This is a genomic window from Neobacillus drentensis, from assembly GCF_036965245.1.
Lineage (GTDB): Bacteria > Bacillota > Bacilli > Bacillales > Cytobacillaceae > Neobacillus > Neobacillus drentensis_G.
This window is the reverse complement of the sequence record NZ_JBALPG010000085.1, coordinates 1,962-19,460: the sequence shown is the minus strand read 5'-3', so window position 1 is coordinate 19,460 and position 17,499 is coordinate 1,962. Positions and strand designations below refer to the sequence as shown.

General features: G+C 37.6%; 15 protein-coding genes. All 15 read right to left on the bottom strand.

Annotated features, from left to right (window positions below; translation table 11 throughout):
• Positions 1-382: 382 nt before the first annotated feature.
• Positions 383-940: a DUF5381 family protein gene (locus V7150_RS17510; protein ID WP_335520960.1), complete on the bottom strand. Its 558-nt coding sequence runs from the start codon at positions 938-940 to the stop codon at positions 383-385.
• 14 nt (positions 941-954) lie between these two features.
• Positions 955-1,749, bottom strand: coding sequence for a hypothetical protein (locus V7150_RS17505; RefSeq protein WP_335520958.1), 795 nt, complete (start codon positions 1,747-1,749; stop codon positions 955-957).
• A gap of 9 nt (positions 1,750-1,758) precedes the next feature.
• Positions 1,759-2,997: a glycine zipper domain-containing protein gene (locus V7150_RS17500; protein WP_335520957.1), complete on the bottom strand. Its 1,239-nt coding sequence runs from the start codon at positions 2,995-2,997 to the stop codon at positions 1,759-1,761.
• Positions 2,998-3,041: 44 nt separating this feature from the next.
• Positions 3,042-3,194 carry a hypothetical protein gene (locus tag V7150_RS17495; RefSeq protein ID WP_335520955.1) on the bottom strand — a complete coding sequence of 51 codons (153 nt, stop codon included), beginning with the start codon at positions 3,192-3,194 and terminating at the stop codon, positions 3,042-3,044.
• Between the two features lie 166 nt (positions 3,195-3,360).
• Positions 3,361-3,516, bottom strand: coding sequence for a hypothetical protein (locus tag V7150_RS17490; protein ID WP_335520953.1), 156 nt, complete (start codon positions 3,514-3,516; stop codon positions 3,361-3,363).
• A 65-nt stretch (positions 3,517-3,581) separates the two neighbouring features.
• A complete protein-coding gene (locus V7150_RS17485) occupies positions 3,582-3,881 on the bottom strand; it encodes a WXG100 family type VII secretion target (protein WP_335520951.1) in 300 nt (99 codons plus the stop codon).
• Between the two features lie 221 nt (positions 3,882-4,102).
• Complete coding sequence (gene essA, locus V7150_RS17480) at positions 4,103-4,585, bottom strand: type VII secretion protein EssA (RefSeq protein WP_335520948.1); 483 nt, start codon at positions 4,583-4,585, stop codon at positions 4,103-4,105.
• A complete protein-coding gene (esaA, locus tag V7150_RS17475; protein WP_335520946.1) occupies positions 4,575-7,388 on the bottom strand; it encodes a type VII secretion protein EsaA in 2,814 nt (937 codons plus the stop codon). Before esaA ends, essA begins: the two co-directional genes overlap by 11 nt.
• Positions 7,385-11,854, bottom strand: coding sequence for a type VII secretion protein EssC (essC, locus tag V7150_RS17470; protein ID WP_335520944.1), 4,470 nt, complete (start codon positions 11,852-11,854; stop codon positions 7,385-7,387). The genes esaA and essC overlap by 4 nt, the downstream gene beginning before the upstream one ends.
• A gap of 21 nt (positions 11,855-11,875) precedes the next feature.
• Positions 11,876-13,192 (bottom strand): type VII secretion protein EssB, encoded by a 1,317-nt coding sequence (gene essB, locus V7150_RS17465; protein WP_335520942.1) that lies wholly within the window; start codon positions 13,190-13,192, stop codon positions 11,876-11,878.
• A 15-nt stretch (positions 13,193-13,207) separates the two neighbouring features.
• The gene (locus V7150_RS17460) at positions 13,208-13,447 is read right to left on the bottom strand and encodes an EsaB/YukD family protein (protein ID WP_335520940.1); all 240 of its coding nucleotides are present in this window, start codon (positions 13,445-13,447) and stop codon (positions 13,208-13,210) included.
• 209 nt (positions 13,448-13,656) lie between these two features.
• Positions 13,657-13,950, bottom strand: a complete 294-nt coding sequence (locus V7150_RS17455; protein ID WP_335520939.1) for a WXG100 family type VII secretion target — start codon at positions 13,948-13,950, stop codon at positions 13,657-13,659.
• Positions 13,951-14,142: 192 nt separating this feature from the next.
• Positions 14,143-14,475: a hypothetical protein gene (locus V7150_RS17450; RefSeq protein WP_335520937.1), complete on the bottom strand. Its 333-nt coding sequence runs from the start codon at positions 14,473-14,475 to the stop codon at positions 14,143-14,145.
• Between the two features lie 14 nt (positions 14,476-14,489).
• Complete coding sequence (locus V7150_RS17445) at positions 14,490-16,523, bottom strand: DUF6792 domain-containing protein (protein ID WP_335520935.1); 2,034 nt, start codon at positions 16,521-16,523, stop codon at positions 14,490-14,492.
• Positions 16,524-16,546: 23 nt separating this feature from the next.
• Positions 16,547-17,200, bottom strand: a complete 654-nt coding sequence (locus V7150_RS17440; RefSeq protein WP_335520933.1) for a hypothetical protein — start codon at positions 17,198-17,200, stop codon at positions 16,547-16,549.
• Between the last annotated feature and the right edge of the window lie 299 nt (positions 17,201-17,499).

Here is a 17,499-nt window from a genome sequence, read left to right as displayed (position 1 = left end):
TATTGAAATCAGCAGAGGGGATTATCTTGCATTCGTGGAAATTACCCTTATTCTTAGTTAGCTATCCCAGCTTATTTTGGGGCTCTTGAAGAAATATTTTGACTGTTTACATGCAGCACTGTTCTCAAAAGAAACAAATAAAGCCATCCAAGCGTACAAAAACTTCGAGCCCTTTATTTTTATGGCTTCGTTTTTTTCTGAACATTTGCCAAGCGTTGCGCCTCCTTCGAACTGTGAGACTCTTGTGTTTAACAGCAGATTTTATTGATCTTTATTAAACAAAAATCCTCTTTTTAAAAATGCCCTCTTGAAACAAGAAGGCATTTTTTTATAAGTATATGGAATGAGGTTAATTAAATGGATTAAGCAAAGCCCTCAAACTCTAATCGAACTTCTGTTCCTGACGTTCATAATTTTCTTCTTTTCGCAACAACTCTAAATTGATTTTTCGATCCCACACTTTTCTTGCGTTTTCCGTCATATAAGGGAAAATATATCGATCGACAATCACCTGATACTCCGTGTCATCAAGAAGATTATAGGTGCGAAACTTAACTTTTTTGTCATCAAACGTTTCAATGACAATATCATTGATTAAATTGAGTGGATTTCTGACCATATCAATATTACGTATATTTTTAATAAAAACAGTACCTTTTTTTGATAATACAGTACCATTCTCTCTAGGGACAATCGTTAATAAAACCTTCCCTGGTATCAATCCAGGGAGATGCCAGAAAGTGAGATAGAGGTAGAATGGAGTAAAAATGAATCCTCCCACAAGGTAAAATAAGGAATATTTAGAATCGAATTTTAACCCGTGTATGATCATGTATAAACAAGCGATTAGAAAACCAGCAGTAGCCAGAAACATCCACACGTACATAAACTTAGAGCCTTTTATTTTTATAGCTTCGTTTTCTTTCTGAATGTTTGACAAGCGTTGCGCCTCCTTTAAACTGAGAGAATCTTGTTGTTTAGCAGCAGATTATTAATGGATCTTTCATTTACCCTTTGAATGTCTAGGTCAAGATTTGCGTCTCTTGTGATCAACCAAGTCTCCGTCTTACCAGGAATAACAAAATAAAGGTCGATAAGGTCTGGATTATTATTAGAGTCATATTTTAAACTAAGTAAACTATCCATTTTTCCTTTTCTCTTTGAGATATCCTCTAATAATTCTACTATATTAGAACTCTGCATTCTACTTATCCATTTCTGAACAATCGATTCAGATAAAGAATCCGATTGACTCATATCTTCCAAAAATTCTTCAAACTCTTCATTTTTCAAATTAAAAAGTACTTCACTTTGTTTGGCTAATGAGCTGAAATTAAAAAACTTGCTTAGATTCGAAATAATTTCTTCTGCTTGCAGCTTAGAAATGTAATGAACTTGATGGTCATACAATAACTTGTGCAGATATACTTCACCGCTTCCAAAATGAAATGAGATACTTTCCTCTTCATTCAAAGCTGAATCAAATTTAGAAGCTTTTACTGTCTTCTCTGCATAACTTAAAATATGAATAAAGGATGTCATTTCATCTTTTAACTTATATTGATTATTTACTTCCTTTACCATATCTTTTGCTAATAAAGAACGCGCGGCGAATTCTAGCATTAATTTCAGCTCAGAATCCTGCAGATTTGGAAAATACGTTTCCTTAATAGAAATACCTTGCTCATATAAACCTTCACTGTAAAATGAAAAAATTAATTCTTCAATGCTTAATTGAATGGTATCCATATGTCCTCCTTAAAAAAATGATAATTTTTTGCCAAATAAATCTTTCGCGCCATCTATTAAGGAGCTTGCTGTTTTCTTTGCCTTAGAGAATCCTTCTTTCACTTTCCCTATCGGATCTGCAATCGTGCTCTTAATTTGATCGTTGACAAAATCAACCCCTTTATTAACTCCTTCGACAACTTTTCCTACTTTTTCAAACCCGCCTTTAACTAATTCAAGTCCCTGATGGATCGGTTCTTTAAAAGCTAATGCAACTTTTTCTGATAATCCTGCAGTTAATTTAGCAGCTTGCTCTCCAACTAGTCCCCCAACGAAAGAACCAGCAGCTGCTCCTACAACAGTACCGACTGGACCAACCAAACTTCCTAGAGCCCCTCCTACTACAGCACCTCCAATAGAACCTACAGAAATAGCTGCTGTATTGTTTATGGCATTTCCTACCGCTTTTGCATTTTCACGCTTTAAGACATCCTGGTTATTACCATATTTGGCATAGTTTTCCGAAATTTTCAACCCCATTCCGCCTGCTTCCATTACTCCTGTTAACGCTACAGTAGCAACAGCATTTGTTTTTGCAAATTTTGATCCTGTTGTAAGAAATGATTTAACTTTTGCTGAATCTAATGTGTTTTTACGAATCCCTTTAAACAATGCCCTTGAACTATCTGTATACTTAACTACATCATCCGGAAGGTATTTGGCAATTTTTCTGTGAACTAAATCTGCAAATGGAACATCTTTAAACTTTTTTGATAAAAAAGTTGGACTTAGGAATGCTCTTGTCAAATTCCGATATTTAGAATTGTCTATAGCATCTGATAATTGGTGAAGTATACCCATATGTCTAAATGTGAATAACCCATCAGCATTCTTCGCAAATTGAGTAAAACCCAGCCCATAAAAGGCTAACTGTTTAGTCATTAATGCTCCAAGAGCAGTCATTGCGCCATATTTTTCATGTAATTTATAAAGCTTACCGACTAAGCTATCCGCTTCTGCAAATTTACTTGCAGTCATTCGAAGGTCGACCTCCATATCATTCAGAAGATCTGCCAGCTGATTTCCAGTTCCCCAAGGATCCCCTATATGATAAAAACAATGTCTATACTCTGGTGGAGCCGTTAAAATCAGATTTGCAAGGTCCATATGAAGACGCTTGTATTCTTCCTCAATTTTTGACAAACACAGAACAAATTTATTCGCTAAATCCTCTAAGCGATCTGGATCTACAGATATTTGATTTCCCACCCATAACCCCTCTTTTCTTTAATTGATACTTTCTATTAACCGAACTAAATAATATTGAACAAGGAATACCCTGCAATGCAGATCTGTAAAGGCAATATAAATAGGTCTACGCATCCTGGTAAAACCAATTTGTCATCGACTTCTTTCTTACCCTCATTTTCTTTTTTTTGCCTTTTGTCATAATTATTATCAGCCATTTTAATCCACCTAATTATTTATAGTATAGAAACCAGATCCTTCAACTTTTAAAAGAGTTTACTCTACCAGTATTATATAAAATATTCCATTTTAATTGAACCTGCAGATACTTGATTTTTTCACCTATAACCCTTTTTCTTAAAATAAGACTTTCCATCGATCGAACTATATAATATTGAATAAGGAATATCCCGCAATGAAAATCTGAATAGGCAATATAAATAGGTCTACGCATCCTGGTACATCTCCCCATTTGTCATCGACTTCTTTCTTACCCTCATCTTCTTTTTTCTGCTTTTTGTCATAATTTTTATCAGTCATTTTAAACCACCTAATCTTTATAGATTAGTTACCAGTCCTTCAATCTAAGCTTTTGAGCTACTCTACTAATCCTTCAATCTTGCCAGTCTCTCTAATTCTTTCTGTCTTTCGATCTCTTCTCTCACTCTGTCAACTTCATTTGCAGCACTTTCCAATTCTCTGCTGATGTCGTAGAGATTGTCTGAATGTCTTTGAAATAAAACATTTGCTTCATCTAGGGCAGAATCAAATTTGTTTCGAGCTTTTCCTGACCATTTTTCCGCCTTGGAATGGACACTCTGCATTAATTTTGCTTCCTCTGACTTTACGTCTTCAGAAGATCTCTGGAACTCCCTTGCTAATGCTCTTACGCTTTCCGAATTCATTTTTTTCACCTCATTAATAAGTCTAGAATTTTTCCCGAGTAAACAAATAAATATTTAAAAAACCACAAGGCTTTAGCATGTCTAACCTTTTCTCATCCCTGATGTTTTCTATTCTTAATTTTTGAAGCCATTCAATCGAGGGGAGTTTGTTGGAGAAAAATGATTTTAATTTTATAATACATGCCTCCTTGGCTGGAGACATGTATTCGGTTTACACTTTTTTAATTATTCGTATGCTTTGCCATTTTAGGAATCAAGAATCCCAGGATGATCCCTATAGCAATGACAAGCAAGAACACATATAAAATCATTAATTTCTTATTTTGTTCAATAGGCTTTTGGGAAGAATCCGACATATAAAAGCTTTCCTGATCCGCTTTTGAAAAAAGGTCCAGCTGTTCTGCTTTTGCCGTTATTGTATTATGAATCCTGTCTTCCCCGGCAAAAAGCTGTTCCTTTACATCTTTCAGGGGATCATAGTTCTTCTTCGTAAATGTTAGATCCTTCTGTTCTTCTGGAATCTGCTTTTTGTTTTCATAGAGCGACTTCTCATGCAGATAATCCGTATTATCTTTGAATTCTTTTTTCTCATAAGTATTTGGCGTCACGTTATTTATATCAGGGGTTGCCCCGGCAGGTCTTTCAGCAATGATAAGAATTGCCGGGAGCAAAAACATGATTTTCAATAATGTTTTAAGCTTCATACGCCTGATTCTCATCCCGAGTGGTACGCAGATTTTTAAGAAATCTAATCGTAAATGGAAGGATGGTAAGCAAAGTAATGATTCCAATCAGAATGGTAATCGCCGGTATGAATAACGAACTTGAATCATATTGAATGGACATATATACCTTGGACATAGGATCTTCATAGTTAATATTCGGCGCTGTAAGAGCTAAGAACGGACTGACGAAAAAGATGACGAGACCGACACTTGCTATCCAGCCAGCCATGTTTCCAATTTTGAAACCAGTCAATACGACTGCTGAAGCAGCAGTTAACAAAAGGATCGTAAAAATGGTCCACTGAATTGCCCGTTCTTCTCCCATAGAATAGATGTTCAAACCATACAAGCTGATAATCAAGCCTACAATCAGGTTCAATAACATAAACATCGCTGCATGGACAAGCATCGGAGCATTTTTAAAGTAATGGCTAAAGTATCCGATTAATAGGCTGCTAATCAGAACAATGGCAAGTACCACAACAGGCGGCAACTTGTTTTCTTCTTTCTTTACTGCTGTTTCTCCGCTGATTTGAAGCGGATTTGATAATTGCTCATAAACCGGTCCATTTTTTTGGCCATTTACATATGCATTGCCAAGGACATTAAAAATATCGTCCCTGAACATTCTTGTTGTTTCAACGTTGGTGCCCCATTTTGAATTTAGAGTATCCGCATCCTGCTGCACAGTCTGAACTTTTGTTTCAAGTTCACTCGTATACCCTACAATATTGTCTTGGTTTTCCCCAATGGAACCAATAAGGTCATTCATCGTTACTATGCTTTGGCTGATTCCCTCTTGTTTCACCTTAACCGCATTACCGTCAGATCCGTCAGCAGGAGTTGGTGTATTTGCAGAAAATGATTGAATTTGCTTCATTACGGAATTTGCATGTTCTTCTACTGAAGATAAGTCAGATTCAATTGCAGCTTGCTGGATCTCAATTTTTTGACGATAGTCATTAAAGAAGGTTTCCAATTGACCCTTTAAATTTGTCGCCTGTTCCTGTGAGTAAGGCAGAGCGATGTTCAGTTGATCCCAGGCCATTTGCTCCTCTTCATTCACACTAAGAGTTGAGTTTAACTTTTCCTGCAATGCATTCATCTTTTCTTGATTGTGAATAAAAGAATCCTTAATTGCCCCTTCCAAATGAACAAGGGAAGAATAGTATTCCATCATTTTTACGGGATCAGTATTGTTAATACTTAGACCAAAAACATTTGATAAAGTATCCTGATAAAAACCTAAATTTAATACTTGTTGTTCTTTCTCCTCTATGAGGTTAATCAAGGAAGAGAAACTTACTGAAGAATTCACTTGGTCTTTAAGGCCGCTATTTTCTTCTAACAATTTATTATAGTCTGCTGTCAACTTTGCATTCAGCGCCTGAAGTTCATCTACTACTTTCTGTAGAGGATTTTCACTGGATTCAATAGCTGCAAGCTTTTGTTCAACCGCTAATAGGCGCTGGGATAATTGTGGCAAACTTTTTATAGCTAATACTACTTGTTCAGGTTTTGGTTCCACAATGGTTTCCAAAGATGTTTTTACTGTGTTAATTTCTTTGACAATTGCCTGAAGCTCTAACCTTTCTGCTTCCATACTTGGTGCCGAAGTATCCGAGTTTGCAGCAGACACTTGATTAGTATTCTTGTTAGCAAAACTCTTATTTGTATTTCCCGGTGGATCCGGATTGCCAGGCTTTGTTTCTCCTGAAAGATCATTTTTCAAAGAGACTATTGTTTGTATAGTTTGATTAATGGAGTTAGTCTCTTCTAATTTTAAATACTCTATGAAATCCGTTCTTTTCGTATCTATCTGCCCCGTCCGGATGTTAGACAAATCTCCCAGCATTTTATTGTTTTCCAGCAGCTGAGATTCCACACTCAGCAGGCTGTTTGTCAGCTGCAGGCCTCCTTCATTAAGGAAAATTACTGATTCCGAATATCGCGGGGCTTGATTCCCTGCTAAAGCTTGAATGCTTAAAAGGTTCTCATCCTGCAGTTTTTGAAGTGTTGTCTGCTGGGTATCTTGATATTCTTTGTACTGTTCAACAAACAGGACAAAAGATTCAAGATTTTGTTCAAATTTCGTTATATTGTTTTCTCCGTCCGCAAAAGAATCTGCAGCAATTTTTACTGAAGATTGTATTCCTTCAAGCATGTTGCGCTGCTGCTCTATTTCTGCTGCAAGGTTTTTCGAACTTGGCTTATAAAATGCAAGCATTGTATCCTGAAAATCTATTTCTTTTTGCAGGATATTATCAAATTTGGAACGGACATTTTCTAAATCCTGCGAAACGTACGTCCAATACAGTGTTGAAATTTTCCCGTTCACACGGCTGGTGGCCGTTTGAATTTCACGCAGCACTCTTTCTCTATTAAGAGAATTTAATTGATCCTGGATCGTGTATTCGAAATTCGCTTTTACAGGCTGCTTGCTTTCGTAGGACATAATACTCCTTGAAAAATCAGATGGAATATAAACAACGGCATCATATTTTGTATTTCTTAAACCGTTCGCAGCAGTACTTCTGCTGATTACTGTCCAATCATATTCTGATCCTTCCTTCAAAATGGAGGTAATCTCTTTTCCGAAATCAAGTGACTTACTTTCCTTGTCAGCACCTATATCTTCATTAACAACCGCAATGGTTCTTGTGGCATTTTCCCGGACAAGCAGCGGTTTGTCGCCAATCGATCCAAAGAAGATAGCTGGTGTGGCTAGAATAAGGAACATTACCAAAACCATTTTAATGATATATTTTGTTTTGGCTGTCATGCTAAAACCTTCCTTTCAGTGGTACAAAGTGGAATCTGGATTTTTAATTCCTTCCCGTTTAGTACGTAGTATCCAAATCCCGGCTGGATCTCTGCCTCTTTACGTTCGTACTGAAGCGTGAAGAGTGTTTGCTCTGATTTCTTCATTAGAACAACCGCCTGGCGAATTTGTTTTATTTCGGCTGTTAATGAGTCATATCCTTTCGAAAGATCATTATTGCTGCCAGAAACAATGACACTAAAGCCAAGATGGCTGCTGTTTTTCATCAGCTTCGCAATTCGTTCCTGGAGCATATTGTCTAATGATTGGGCAAAACGGGAGTATCCATCAATCACCAATACAATTGGGGCAAAATCAGGAGGCGTATGGCCATGCTGTATCCCTTCAAGATATTCATTTTCCCTAATAGACAAGATATCTTGCACTTTTACAACCCAGTCGGAAATTTGTTCTTTTGTTTCAATATAAGCCGTGTTTCCTTCACCGGCATAGGACGACAAACCGCGGTCCATTGAATCAAAAACACCTATTGATTCAGCGCCTTCGAGTATATTGTTCAACATAATCTTAAGGACATTTGTTTTTCCTTTTTGCGCTTGCCCTACGACTAGGCAATGCTTGTTTTTCTTAAGGTCTACATGAACAGGCTTTACACGCTCCTCATCTAACCCAATAGGAACAAGATCTGGCCGTTTCGAACCTGCCAAATACTGGGTGAAATTGATAAAGTTCAGCTCCGGCGGCAGCATTGGTACCTGTTCAGGCAATTCAAAGCCCTTGTATTGCTCTTTCACAAGCTGAATGTCTTCCCTGATCGACTCCAATATTTCCAGATCATCTTTTCCATCAGAAGGCAAGAATATTTGAGAAAAATGTGCATCATCCTTTTTAACAATAGCTCTTCCCGGAATAGGCTCAGGAGCAAACGGAACCCTTCCTAAGATGGAATATGCTTCACTTTGATCCATTAAATAATGGACAATCTTTGTTTTGAGATTATTCATTAGAGACTGGCGGATCGAGTTGATTCTTGTAGCCGCAAAGATCATATAAATCCCCAAAGATTGGCCATCCCTGGCAATTTGATTGATTTGCATTTCTAAATCCTGCATCTCTTCTTTTACTAAGTCAAAGTTATCAAACGTTAAAAATAATAATGGGAGTTTTTCGCTGGATAGCGAATTGTACATCTTAATTCCACTGACTTCCTGCTGCTGGAACAACTGTTTCCTGCGTGAAATCTCATCTTTTATGATTCTCATAAACTTTTCAATCTTCCGCTCTTCATCCATTAGGAAGAAATCTGCGGTATGCGGAAGCTGGCGAAGCGGCAAGAGAGACCCATTTCCAAAATCAAATAAGTAATAGTGCACTTCTTCAGGAGTATATTTTTCAGCTATGCTGAGGAGCATCGTAATGATTGTATGCGATTTTCCATATCCTGAAGAGCCAAACACTCCGATATTTCCATCCTCGATTAATTGATAGCTGAATGGATACTGGCTCTGCTGCTCTGGTTCATCAACCATTCCTAAATAAATCTCATTCCTTTGATCCGATCGATGAAGTTTTCGGCTTAGGCGGCTTTTCAGCGGCGGCAGCCATGGGCTTCTCAGTTTTTTGATTCCCATCTCTGTTTGCGTTGCTTCAATTTGCTCAACAACCGCTTCTATTTCTGTTTTACCGCCAGTTTTCTTTTTATTTCGGGCTGTAACATCCGAAAGCGGAACCAAACCAAGATCGGTCACAATTGCAACTTCGTCTTCTGTTTCAGAAGAATCTTCAAGATATGGCGCCCCGCTCCAAGCAGACTGGAATAACTCATAAATCTCGTTATTTCCTACTTGTAAATAGCCTCGACCTGTTTCTGTAATCGAAGCAGCATCTGAGTTCTTAATAATTTCCCGGCTATCATCTGTATCCTGCACTTTTAAAGCTACACGGAAACGCGCATTACTCCAAATTTGTTCATCAATGACTCCGCCTGGCTTTTGAGTAGCCAAGATCAGATGCACTCCCAGACTTCGCCCAATCCGTGCCGCACTAACAAGCTCTCTAATAAATTCAGGTTCTTCGCTTTTTAATTCAGCAAACTCATCTGATATCAAAAACAAATGCGGCAAGGGTTCTTCTGCCATCTTGCTTTTATACATGTCTGTATAGTCATTGATATGATTAACCTGATATCGTTCAAATAATTTTTGGCGTCTTTTCAACTCGCTTTTGATGGAAGCAAGTGCCCTTGAACTAAAGTTTTTGCTTCCTTCAATATTCGTAATCGTCCCCAGTAAATGCGGCATACTTTTAAATGGCTGTGCCATACCGCCGCCTTTATAATCGATAAGCAAAAAAGCTACCTCATGGGGATGGAAATGAACAGCGAGAGACAAGATGTACGTTTGCAGGAATTCACTTTTCCCCGATCCTGTTGTTCCTGCCAATAAACCGTGCGGACCATGAGCTTTTTCATGAAGATTAAGTAAAGATAAGTCTTCCTTTCCTTTAAGCCCAATTGGTACTGCCAATGACTTAGAAGACTCTTTTGTCATCCAGTTTTGCTTAATCGGAAGCTTGCCGACTTCCTTTACATTCATCATTTCCAAAAAGGATACGCTTTTCGGAATAGAGTTGGTCATTCCCACTTGGTGGTCAAGTGTCCTTAACATCCGGGAAAACTCTTCATTCCCCTTGTACTGATGGGAGTCAAGCTTAAACGGAATGGTTACCGCTTTTTTATCCTGTATTAGAATATCTCCCTCTTCATCATTGATATATCTGACTAGTGTTTGTATATTATCATTCAAGCTTTCCTTGGAATCGGCAGCAAAAATAACCGAGATCCCTAAGCGGGTATGCTCCCCTTCTAAATACTCCAAAATAACGTGATCAGCGATCAGCTGCTGATTGGTGATAATGAAGACAAGATGCGGAGAAAATTTCAGTTTCTCCTTATTTTCATCCAAATCTCTTTCTCTTAAAATTTCATAAATAGATGAGAGCAATTGATCTCTTGTTTGATCGTTATAAATTAGCCCTTTTGCATGGACATGTGAAAGCTGAAAATGCGGGAGCCATCTTACCCACTCCCATTGGGTGTATTCTTTTTCATTAAAAATAAAAACAAATCTTACATCATGATAACTGTGGAAAAATGCAAGCTGCCCAATAACCTGATGAATTTCATTTTTCACAACCGTTTCTTTTCCGATCAGCCCGATTGGTCCTTTGGATAAGTCAGCGATTACGGGAACGTTTTTGATTTCCTTATATACTTTTTCCAGCACCTGAGATTGTTCCAGCAAATCATCAATTTCCCGGTTAGCCATGTCGCCAGAACTTACTGTTACTTCATAGCTTGCAGGTACATTACCTGTTCCAAGCCTGAATTGGAGAAAATCGAAGCTTTCAAGTGACCGTTCCCATGTTCGGTCAGAAATTTGCCCGGTAAAATACTTCATTCTCTCAAAAGAAGGAAAGTGGAACTCCAGCACATGTCTTTGCTGGTCAGACAATACTTGCAGTTCTTTCCGTTTCTCTTCCAAATAAGCCGTATAGACCCTGAACCTCCGCTCTTTCCGCCTTTTCTGATTACTCTTATCCTTGAAATACTGTACAGTGGACGTAACCATTGTTGTCATAAACATAACCATTGAGATAAGAATAAAAATCCCTCTCGGCTGCAGCAAAGCGACAACGCCCATCACAATCAGCATGATGAGCGGCGGCATTACGATAAGCCATAACCCTCGATTGGAATCGTCGGGCTCCTGTGAGGGGAACGTTAATGAAACCTTCTCATCCGGCATTTCATAAACCATTCTAGGTGTCCTGCGATAAAGCGGATACTTTTTACTCATTTCAGATTGCGGCTTTAGCGTAATAGGGAGCTTCGCTTCATACCTTTCAAAGCTCGATATTTGAATAAGATCATCTTCAAGAAGCCGAACAGCCATGAATGGAAAGAATAATAGATCACCAACCTCCAAGAATGCTCTTGCTGTCAGCTTGTGGCCGTTTAAATAAAGGCGCCCTCTTCCTGGCTCAGCCATCCATCCCTTACTTGTTTTAATAAGCTCGAATGAATGCACTTCTTCAAGGATCATTCCGTTCTTTTTATAGATTAATGCACTGTCATCGTCTGAAGAAAAAGTAATTTCCTTTTGGTACCCCGAGTAATAAGTTTGGTTATTAATAGGAGCAGCTGTTAAAAATATGGTTAATACTTCTTCTCCATCCTTTAAATAAAAGGGTTCACCATTTTTAATATGGCCAATTGATTTGCCATCTTGTAATACATCGTATCCTTCATTGCAGGTTTCAAGCGTTAGCGATCCCTCTGTGAAAGGAAAGCTGCCTACTGTAACCATTTGCTCAAATTCCGGGCCAACGGTTACCGCATTACTCTTCTCCTTAATGATGGGCAGCTGCTGATAATGCTCATTGTAAAAAAACCAAAGATTATCCATCATTTCCACCTCCTGTCCCTATTAATTTTGATTTTTCTCTACCGATTCTTTCTTTTCGGCTGGCTGCTCTGTTTTTGTTTCATTGGAAGGAGTTGCTTCTGTTTTTTGCTCTTCTTTTGCAGCATCATCATTTAATTGACTATTGCTTTGCTCCTCTAGGAGTCTCTTTTCCTGTTCCTCTTGCGCCTTTTGTTCTTCAACATACTCATCAATCTCGGATTGAATTTCTTTTATTTCTTGTTGTTTTTCATCTGCTGAAAGACTTTCATCCGCTTTAATTACTTCACGGTATTTAAGCAGTGCAAATAGAATTAGATCTCTATCCTCAAGTGAACGTGCAATATCGAGAGCTTCTTTTGCACTTCCTCTTCCTATATGGATCCAGTATTGATAGTAAAGAGGGTCTGATTGGAGTGTGATTGTGTTTTGAACATTATCTTTTTGATCTTCGGTTAATGCCTCATTTATTATGTAAGACTGCGCTAGTTCATATTGAACCACCCTTGGCATTTGATCTATTTTATAATTGGATAATTGATCAACTACTTCACTATATTCTTTATTCAAAAAATGCTCCTGACTATTAACAAAGGCTGCCTGTTTAGGCTGGGTAAAAAGAAGGGAATACAAACTGAAAGCAAGGATTGGCAGTAAAACAATAAAAAGCCCTAAAGCTGTATATCTAGTGATTTTCCACTTCTTTTGCGGTACACGAATATATTCCTTCTCACGATCTTCGAGCATTTTTATATTTTTTCGAATGACTTCTGATAACTCGTTTTCATCTTCTGCCTTCATGATATCTGCCGCAGATGGAGAGAGTTCAATCGTTTCGTACAATTTTAGGTAATCGTGAAAAGTATACTTTCCATCTACAGCAGCTGCTATGGTTGCTTTTAACTCGTTCAAAAGCTTATTTGTGTCTTTTTCATAAGGAGGAAGACTCTCTTTTACTCCATAATGAAGAAAATTAGGCATCAGACTTTCATCGACGACGATATTTTCCGGACATACGATTACGTGCAGCCTTGAAAAAGGGTGGCGCATAACCCTCTTTAACAGCAAGGAAGCAAAGATCCATCTGCTTTTCTTATCTTTGGTTTTTAATTCAGTAAAGGATAAATAATTTGAAGGAATTTGAAAGACGAGGCTCAGTTCATCCTCTGTTAAAATGATATCCCTTTTGATCGCTGAATCAATTTCCTTGAGCATTTCCAATTCCGCTGCATGATCAGCCTTAATTTTTTCTCTTTGGAAAATGATCTTAAAGGTTTGATCTTCAGTTTTCACAACCGCTTCAAGTTGTTCTTCGAGATATGTTTGAATCTGTTCTGACATGTTTTTAAGACTCCTTTATAAAATTTCGAAACGGTCCCCAGTGGCAATGCCTTTATCTGCCAGCTGATCATTCCCGGATAGCACCATTTGCTTATTCGGTATTCTGACCCAATACCCTTCTCGGGGCGGCTGTGAAATCGATTTAGCTTGCCAGACGATATCAACTACTTTTTTAACAGAGTGGTAGTCTGAAAGACGGAGATCAAAAGATTCACCTTGATAATTTTTTAAATCAATTGTTAGTTCAATATACATTTCAATACACCCCATAAAGAAAACTCGCCGACTGGCGAGCCTTTTAGGCGAAGACAGAGGCGTAGTTGCACTTATACTTAATTCTTAGAATTTGCAACTACGTCGAGCACTCTTCCTCGCTGCCAATTTATACTTTCTTAACGTGTAAAAAGGAGCGCCTTCATCTGGTGAATTCAGCGCTCCTTCTCCACTTATAGATTCAGATGATATTAACCGCGGATTTGGCTTGCAATTTGGTTATCAGCATCTTCAAGAGCACGAGCAGTATTGCTAAGCTGAACAGAGATATCTTCAAGCAATTGCTGCATTTGTACAAAAGAAGGTCTTAATGATTGGTATTGGTCAGCAAACGCTCTGCTTGCTTCACCTTCCCATGCACCTTGTAACTCGCTGATCATGTTATCCAAACGGACAAGTTGCTCTCCTACTTGGCCGCTTTCTCCATTGTAACGATTGGACATACCTACTAATTCTGCTGGTGTAACGCGAATAACTCCTGACATTTCAATCTCTCCCTTTCATTCAATTACTACTATTATGGAAATAGCTACTATTATTGTAAAAATACACCACGAAAAGGTCAATTGGGTATTTAAAAAAAATAAAAAACAGTTATTTATACCTATAAACTCCCTGATTAAATACTACAAAACTCTTTTTATAGTACTTTTCACACAGTTCTAAACGGCAGATATTTATTTAGGAGCGGATATTTCCACCTCCTCATAATAGATGGTGATGCTCTGTTCTTTCATATCATTGATGTTCTGGCTATACCGGTCTGCAACTAGATCCATTTGAGAAATGTATCTGTTAATAATAGATTCGTTTTCCTTATGATTTTGTAAAAGGGCTTTGAGGCTTTCATCAACGATTCTTCCCAAACTTGACGCTAGTTCTTTCTCAATGCTCATAACCATTTCATAGCCCAATCGACCCATTTCTTCAAACTGGTGTTTAAACAAAGCCGATTTGTTTTTTAAATCCTCATAGGGTCTGAAGCGATATGTGCGATTTATTTGCCCCATGGCAGCCTCCTCTTTTATCGTAAATCGAAAATAGCCGAAATCCGTTTATCCTCATGAAACAACTCTTCGATCGAAGACCTGATTTTATTAAGCATCGCAATTCCCCGCTTTTGCTCCTCATTGAAATAATGGAAAGCATCCTCAAAGGTCTCTGTCAATGAGTTTTCAAGCGGGCGGATTGATTCATGAACCGTTATCCCTCTCATTTCCACATCTCCAGCAGGCAGCAGGAACCGATAAGCATTTGGATTCGATTCCATATGATTAATAGAGGACAAAAGCTCGTTTTTACGATTTTGATAGTCTTCTATATACTCACGATGGTATATATCCCGCATGCGGGTTAGCACATTTTCTTTATCACTGTATTTATCCATGCCTAATTGATAAATTCTCACAGCTGAAGATAGGTTAACCTCAATTTTTTGGCCGTTTGATTCAGTTTTAAAGCGAATCATATCATTTCCTTCATAGCGGACTCCATCCTTCATGGCTAAAGCACTGGCTACATGGCCTACCCCATGAGCTTCAACAGCTTTTGAGAAGTCCTCAGCGAATCCGTTTGGAACTTCAAATATTTTTCTAATCTTCTCTTTAATATTAGCGGTTTCGAATTTTATAGTGGCTGCAATCTTCATAAGGCCAACAAAATATTCTTTATACCTGATGTCACTTGGAGTGATTACATCTTTTAAGATAACTCCCCCTAAGTTTCCAATAGACTTTAGTATATTTTTCAAATGCCCCTTAATTTCTTTTAAGTAGGAAATAATCTCATCCTTCATAACGATAGCAGTATCTGCGAGGATGCTAAAAAGGGCAGGAAGGTTCTTAGTAAGATTTGAAAGCTTTGTCTTAATTTCTAAAACTCGAAGGTTTAGCTCCCCCAAAGCAATAAACAATCCTTTCGGCATATGAGGAATGGGAACAGGCACGGGTATATCCATAGAAGTTTGAGGAAAAGGAAAACCGCCCAATTTTATGTTTATGCTCGGGAACCTCCAATCAGGCCCTTGCATAAACACTTTCCACTCTTGTTCTACTGTGTCTATTAAAGTGAATAACCCTTTATCTATTCCAGTCGCTCCCCGCAGCAATCCATCCATGCCGTTCTCTGAGTAATAAGGTGCAAGGTAGGCCAAGTATATTTGAAGGTTATGTAAATCTTTATCAGAAATGTTGCCTAATGCCGGGCGAATTCCCTCAAAGCCAGGATCCGTATCAATAATCTTCCGGTCTCCCAAATTCAAAAATCCCCTAAATCCCGATACTGCAAAAAGCATATCCTCCTCTGCGGTTAAATGATGGATATTCTTCCCCTTTTCTTTGTAGTATTTTTCTGCGAAGACTTTTAGTTGGGAGGGGGGGATGGAGTATAGTTCTTTGTCATTGTCTGGGTTGATATTAAATTGTCTTGAAATACTTCTTCTAAACTTTCTGTCTATAGAAGCTAATTGATATGCGCTTGGAGGGGCATCATTTATTGCATATACATTTTTGTAGGAACCGGTCATTAATTGTAGCATCTGAATTAAATTCCCACCCAAGGAATGCCCTATTCCGAATTTCTCCAATTCAACTTTATTAACTTCTTCACCTTTTATTTTTCTATTATTGATATCCGCATCAACTTTTTCATTTATTTTTTTACTAATTGCTTTATCAAAATACCTTGCATCTAAATATTGATCTTGGACTTTCCCTACAAAAATGCCAAATGAATTATATATCCAATCATGCGGCATTCCTTTTCCGCCATCTTCCCCATTCTCACTGCCTCTTGTAATCGTGTAGGACTGATTGAGGCCTTGCTCAGCGTTATAAAAATGAATAATTGTTCCATCAAAACCAGAATCTTTTCCAAGGTCATTAGTTTTATTCAAATCTTTAGAGTAATAGACTGTAATTTCAGCAGGAATATCTTTACCAGTCTCCTCAATATAGATTCTCCTAATTAAATCGGCTGATATCATTTCTGTCTTTCCATATTCCAGCTCTGCGATTCTCGCCCTCAATATATCGGTATTTAGGATTTCGTTTTTTTCCATATATATAACTCCTTCATACCACGCTATTCTGAGAAATTTACTGATTTCATAATGGAGAGAAATTTTTCTTCAAGTTCATCCGGCTTTAAATTACATTCCTGACTTTGTTTGGTACAAGTACTGTCTACAAAAAAACTCAATGCTTTATCACTGTTTTTCGGCTTTATGTAACTAAAAAAACTGTAATACGTTACTTCATCTTCCGTTGAAGTATCCTTAGCATAATAATACGTTTTCCCTTCATGTTCGAAGGATTCATATTCACCTTCATAACCTGCATATTCAGACAGCAAAGTAAGATTAATATCAATATCATTTGTTTTCGTTCGATCCTCAAAGGTCATTTTATAATAAAAGGAGAGATTTTCAGCTTTAACCTGTTCACCAAAACTTAAGGTTTCAAAAAAGTCTCCATTTTTTTCATAACCAACATCGGAAACCATAGCTTCTTTTGGAAACAGCATGCTGTATCCCCCAGTACGTGATTTAAATCGATAATACCCTTCTTGTACTTCCTTAGGGGATTCTATAAATTCTCTTGTAAATTCATCTTGAAATGCCCTTGTATTTGGTATTTTGTTTCCTGTATATTTTTCGCTTACCGGCCCTTGCCCCATTACGCATCCCCCTAACAAGATAACCATCATTACTAAACTAAGCATTCGTATTTTTTTCAAATGTATGCTCCTTTCAGCTCATGTGTAAAAACGTTATAACAGATGATAATAAGAAAGAGTGACCAAGGGTTTTCCGACTATATTCAAAAAAGCTTTTACTTCCAGTAAACCATCCAATTTTTTAAAACTTTTTTATCCTATTTATTTACTACCATGGCTCTTTAATCCCGTCAAATCAAGGATTGGAATTGTCGAATTTTGTCTGTGGTTTTTTCCCTATAAACACCTTGGATTCAAGATTTATATATAGGTATTTTTATCCATATATTTGTAGATTGATATAATAATTTCTTGATTTT

Excerpts from the sequence above, each read along its gene's own strand:
- V7150_RS17450 (WP_335520937.1), bottom strand. The coding sequence starts at position 14,475 with ATGGGGCAAATAAATCGCACATATCGCTTCAGACCCTATGAGGATTTA.
- essA (WP_335520948.1), bottom strand. The coding sequence starts at position 4,585 with ATGAAGCTTAAAACATTATTGAAAATCATGTTTTTGCTCCCGGCAATT.
- essC (WP_335520944.1), bottom strand. The coding sequence starts at position 11,854 with ATGGATAATCTTTGGTTTTTTTACAATGAGCATTATCAGCAGCTGCCC.
- V7150_RS17460 (WP_335520940.1), bottom strand. The coding sequence starts at position 13,447 with ATGTATATTGAACTAACAATTGATTTAAAAAATTATCAAGGTGAATCT.
- V7150_RS17505 (WP_335520958.1), bottom strand. The coding sequence starts at position 1,749 with ATGGATACCATTCAATTAAGCATTGAAGAATTAATTTTTTCATTTTAC.
- essB (WP_335520942.1), bottom strand. The coding sequence starts at position 13,192 with ATGTCAGAACAGATTCAAACATATCTCGAAGAACAACTTGAAGCGGTT.
- V7150_RS17495 (WP_335520955.1), bottom strand. The coding sequence starts at position 3,194 with ATGGCTGATAATAATTATGACAAAAGGCAAAAAAAAGAAAATGAGGGT.
- V7150_RS17455 (WP_335520939.1), bottom strand. The coding sequence starts at position 13,950 with ATGTCAGGAGTTATTCGCGTTACACCAGCAGAATTAGTAGGTATGTCC.
- V7150_RS17445 (WP_335520935.1), bottom strand. The coding sequence starts at position 16,523 with ATGGAAAAAAACGAAATCCTAAATACCGATATATTGAGGGCGAGAATC.
- esaA (WP_335520946.1), bottom strand. The coding sequence starts at position 7,388 with ATGACAGCCAAAACAAAATATATCATTAAAATGGTTTTGGTAATGTTC.
- V7150_RS17485 (WP_335520951.1), bottom strand. The coding sequence starts at position 3,881 with ATGAATTCGGAAAGCGTAAGAGCATTAGCAAGGGAGTTCCAGAGATCT.
- V7150_RS17490 (WP_335520953.1), bottom strand. The coding sequence starts at position 3,516 with ATGACTGATAAAAATTATGACAAAAAGCAGAAAAAAGAAGATGAGGGT.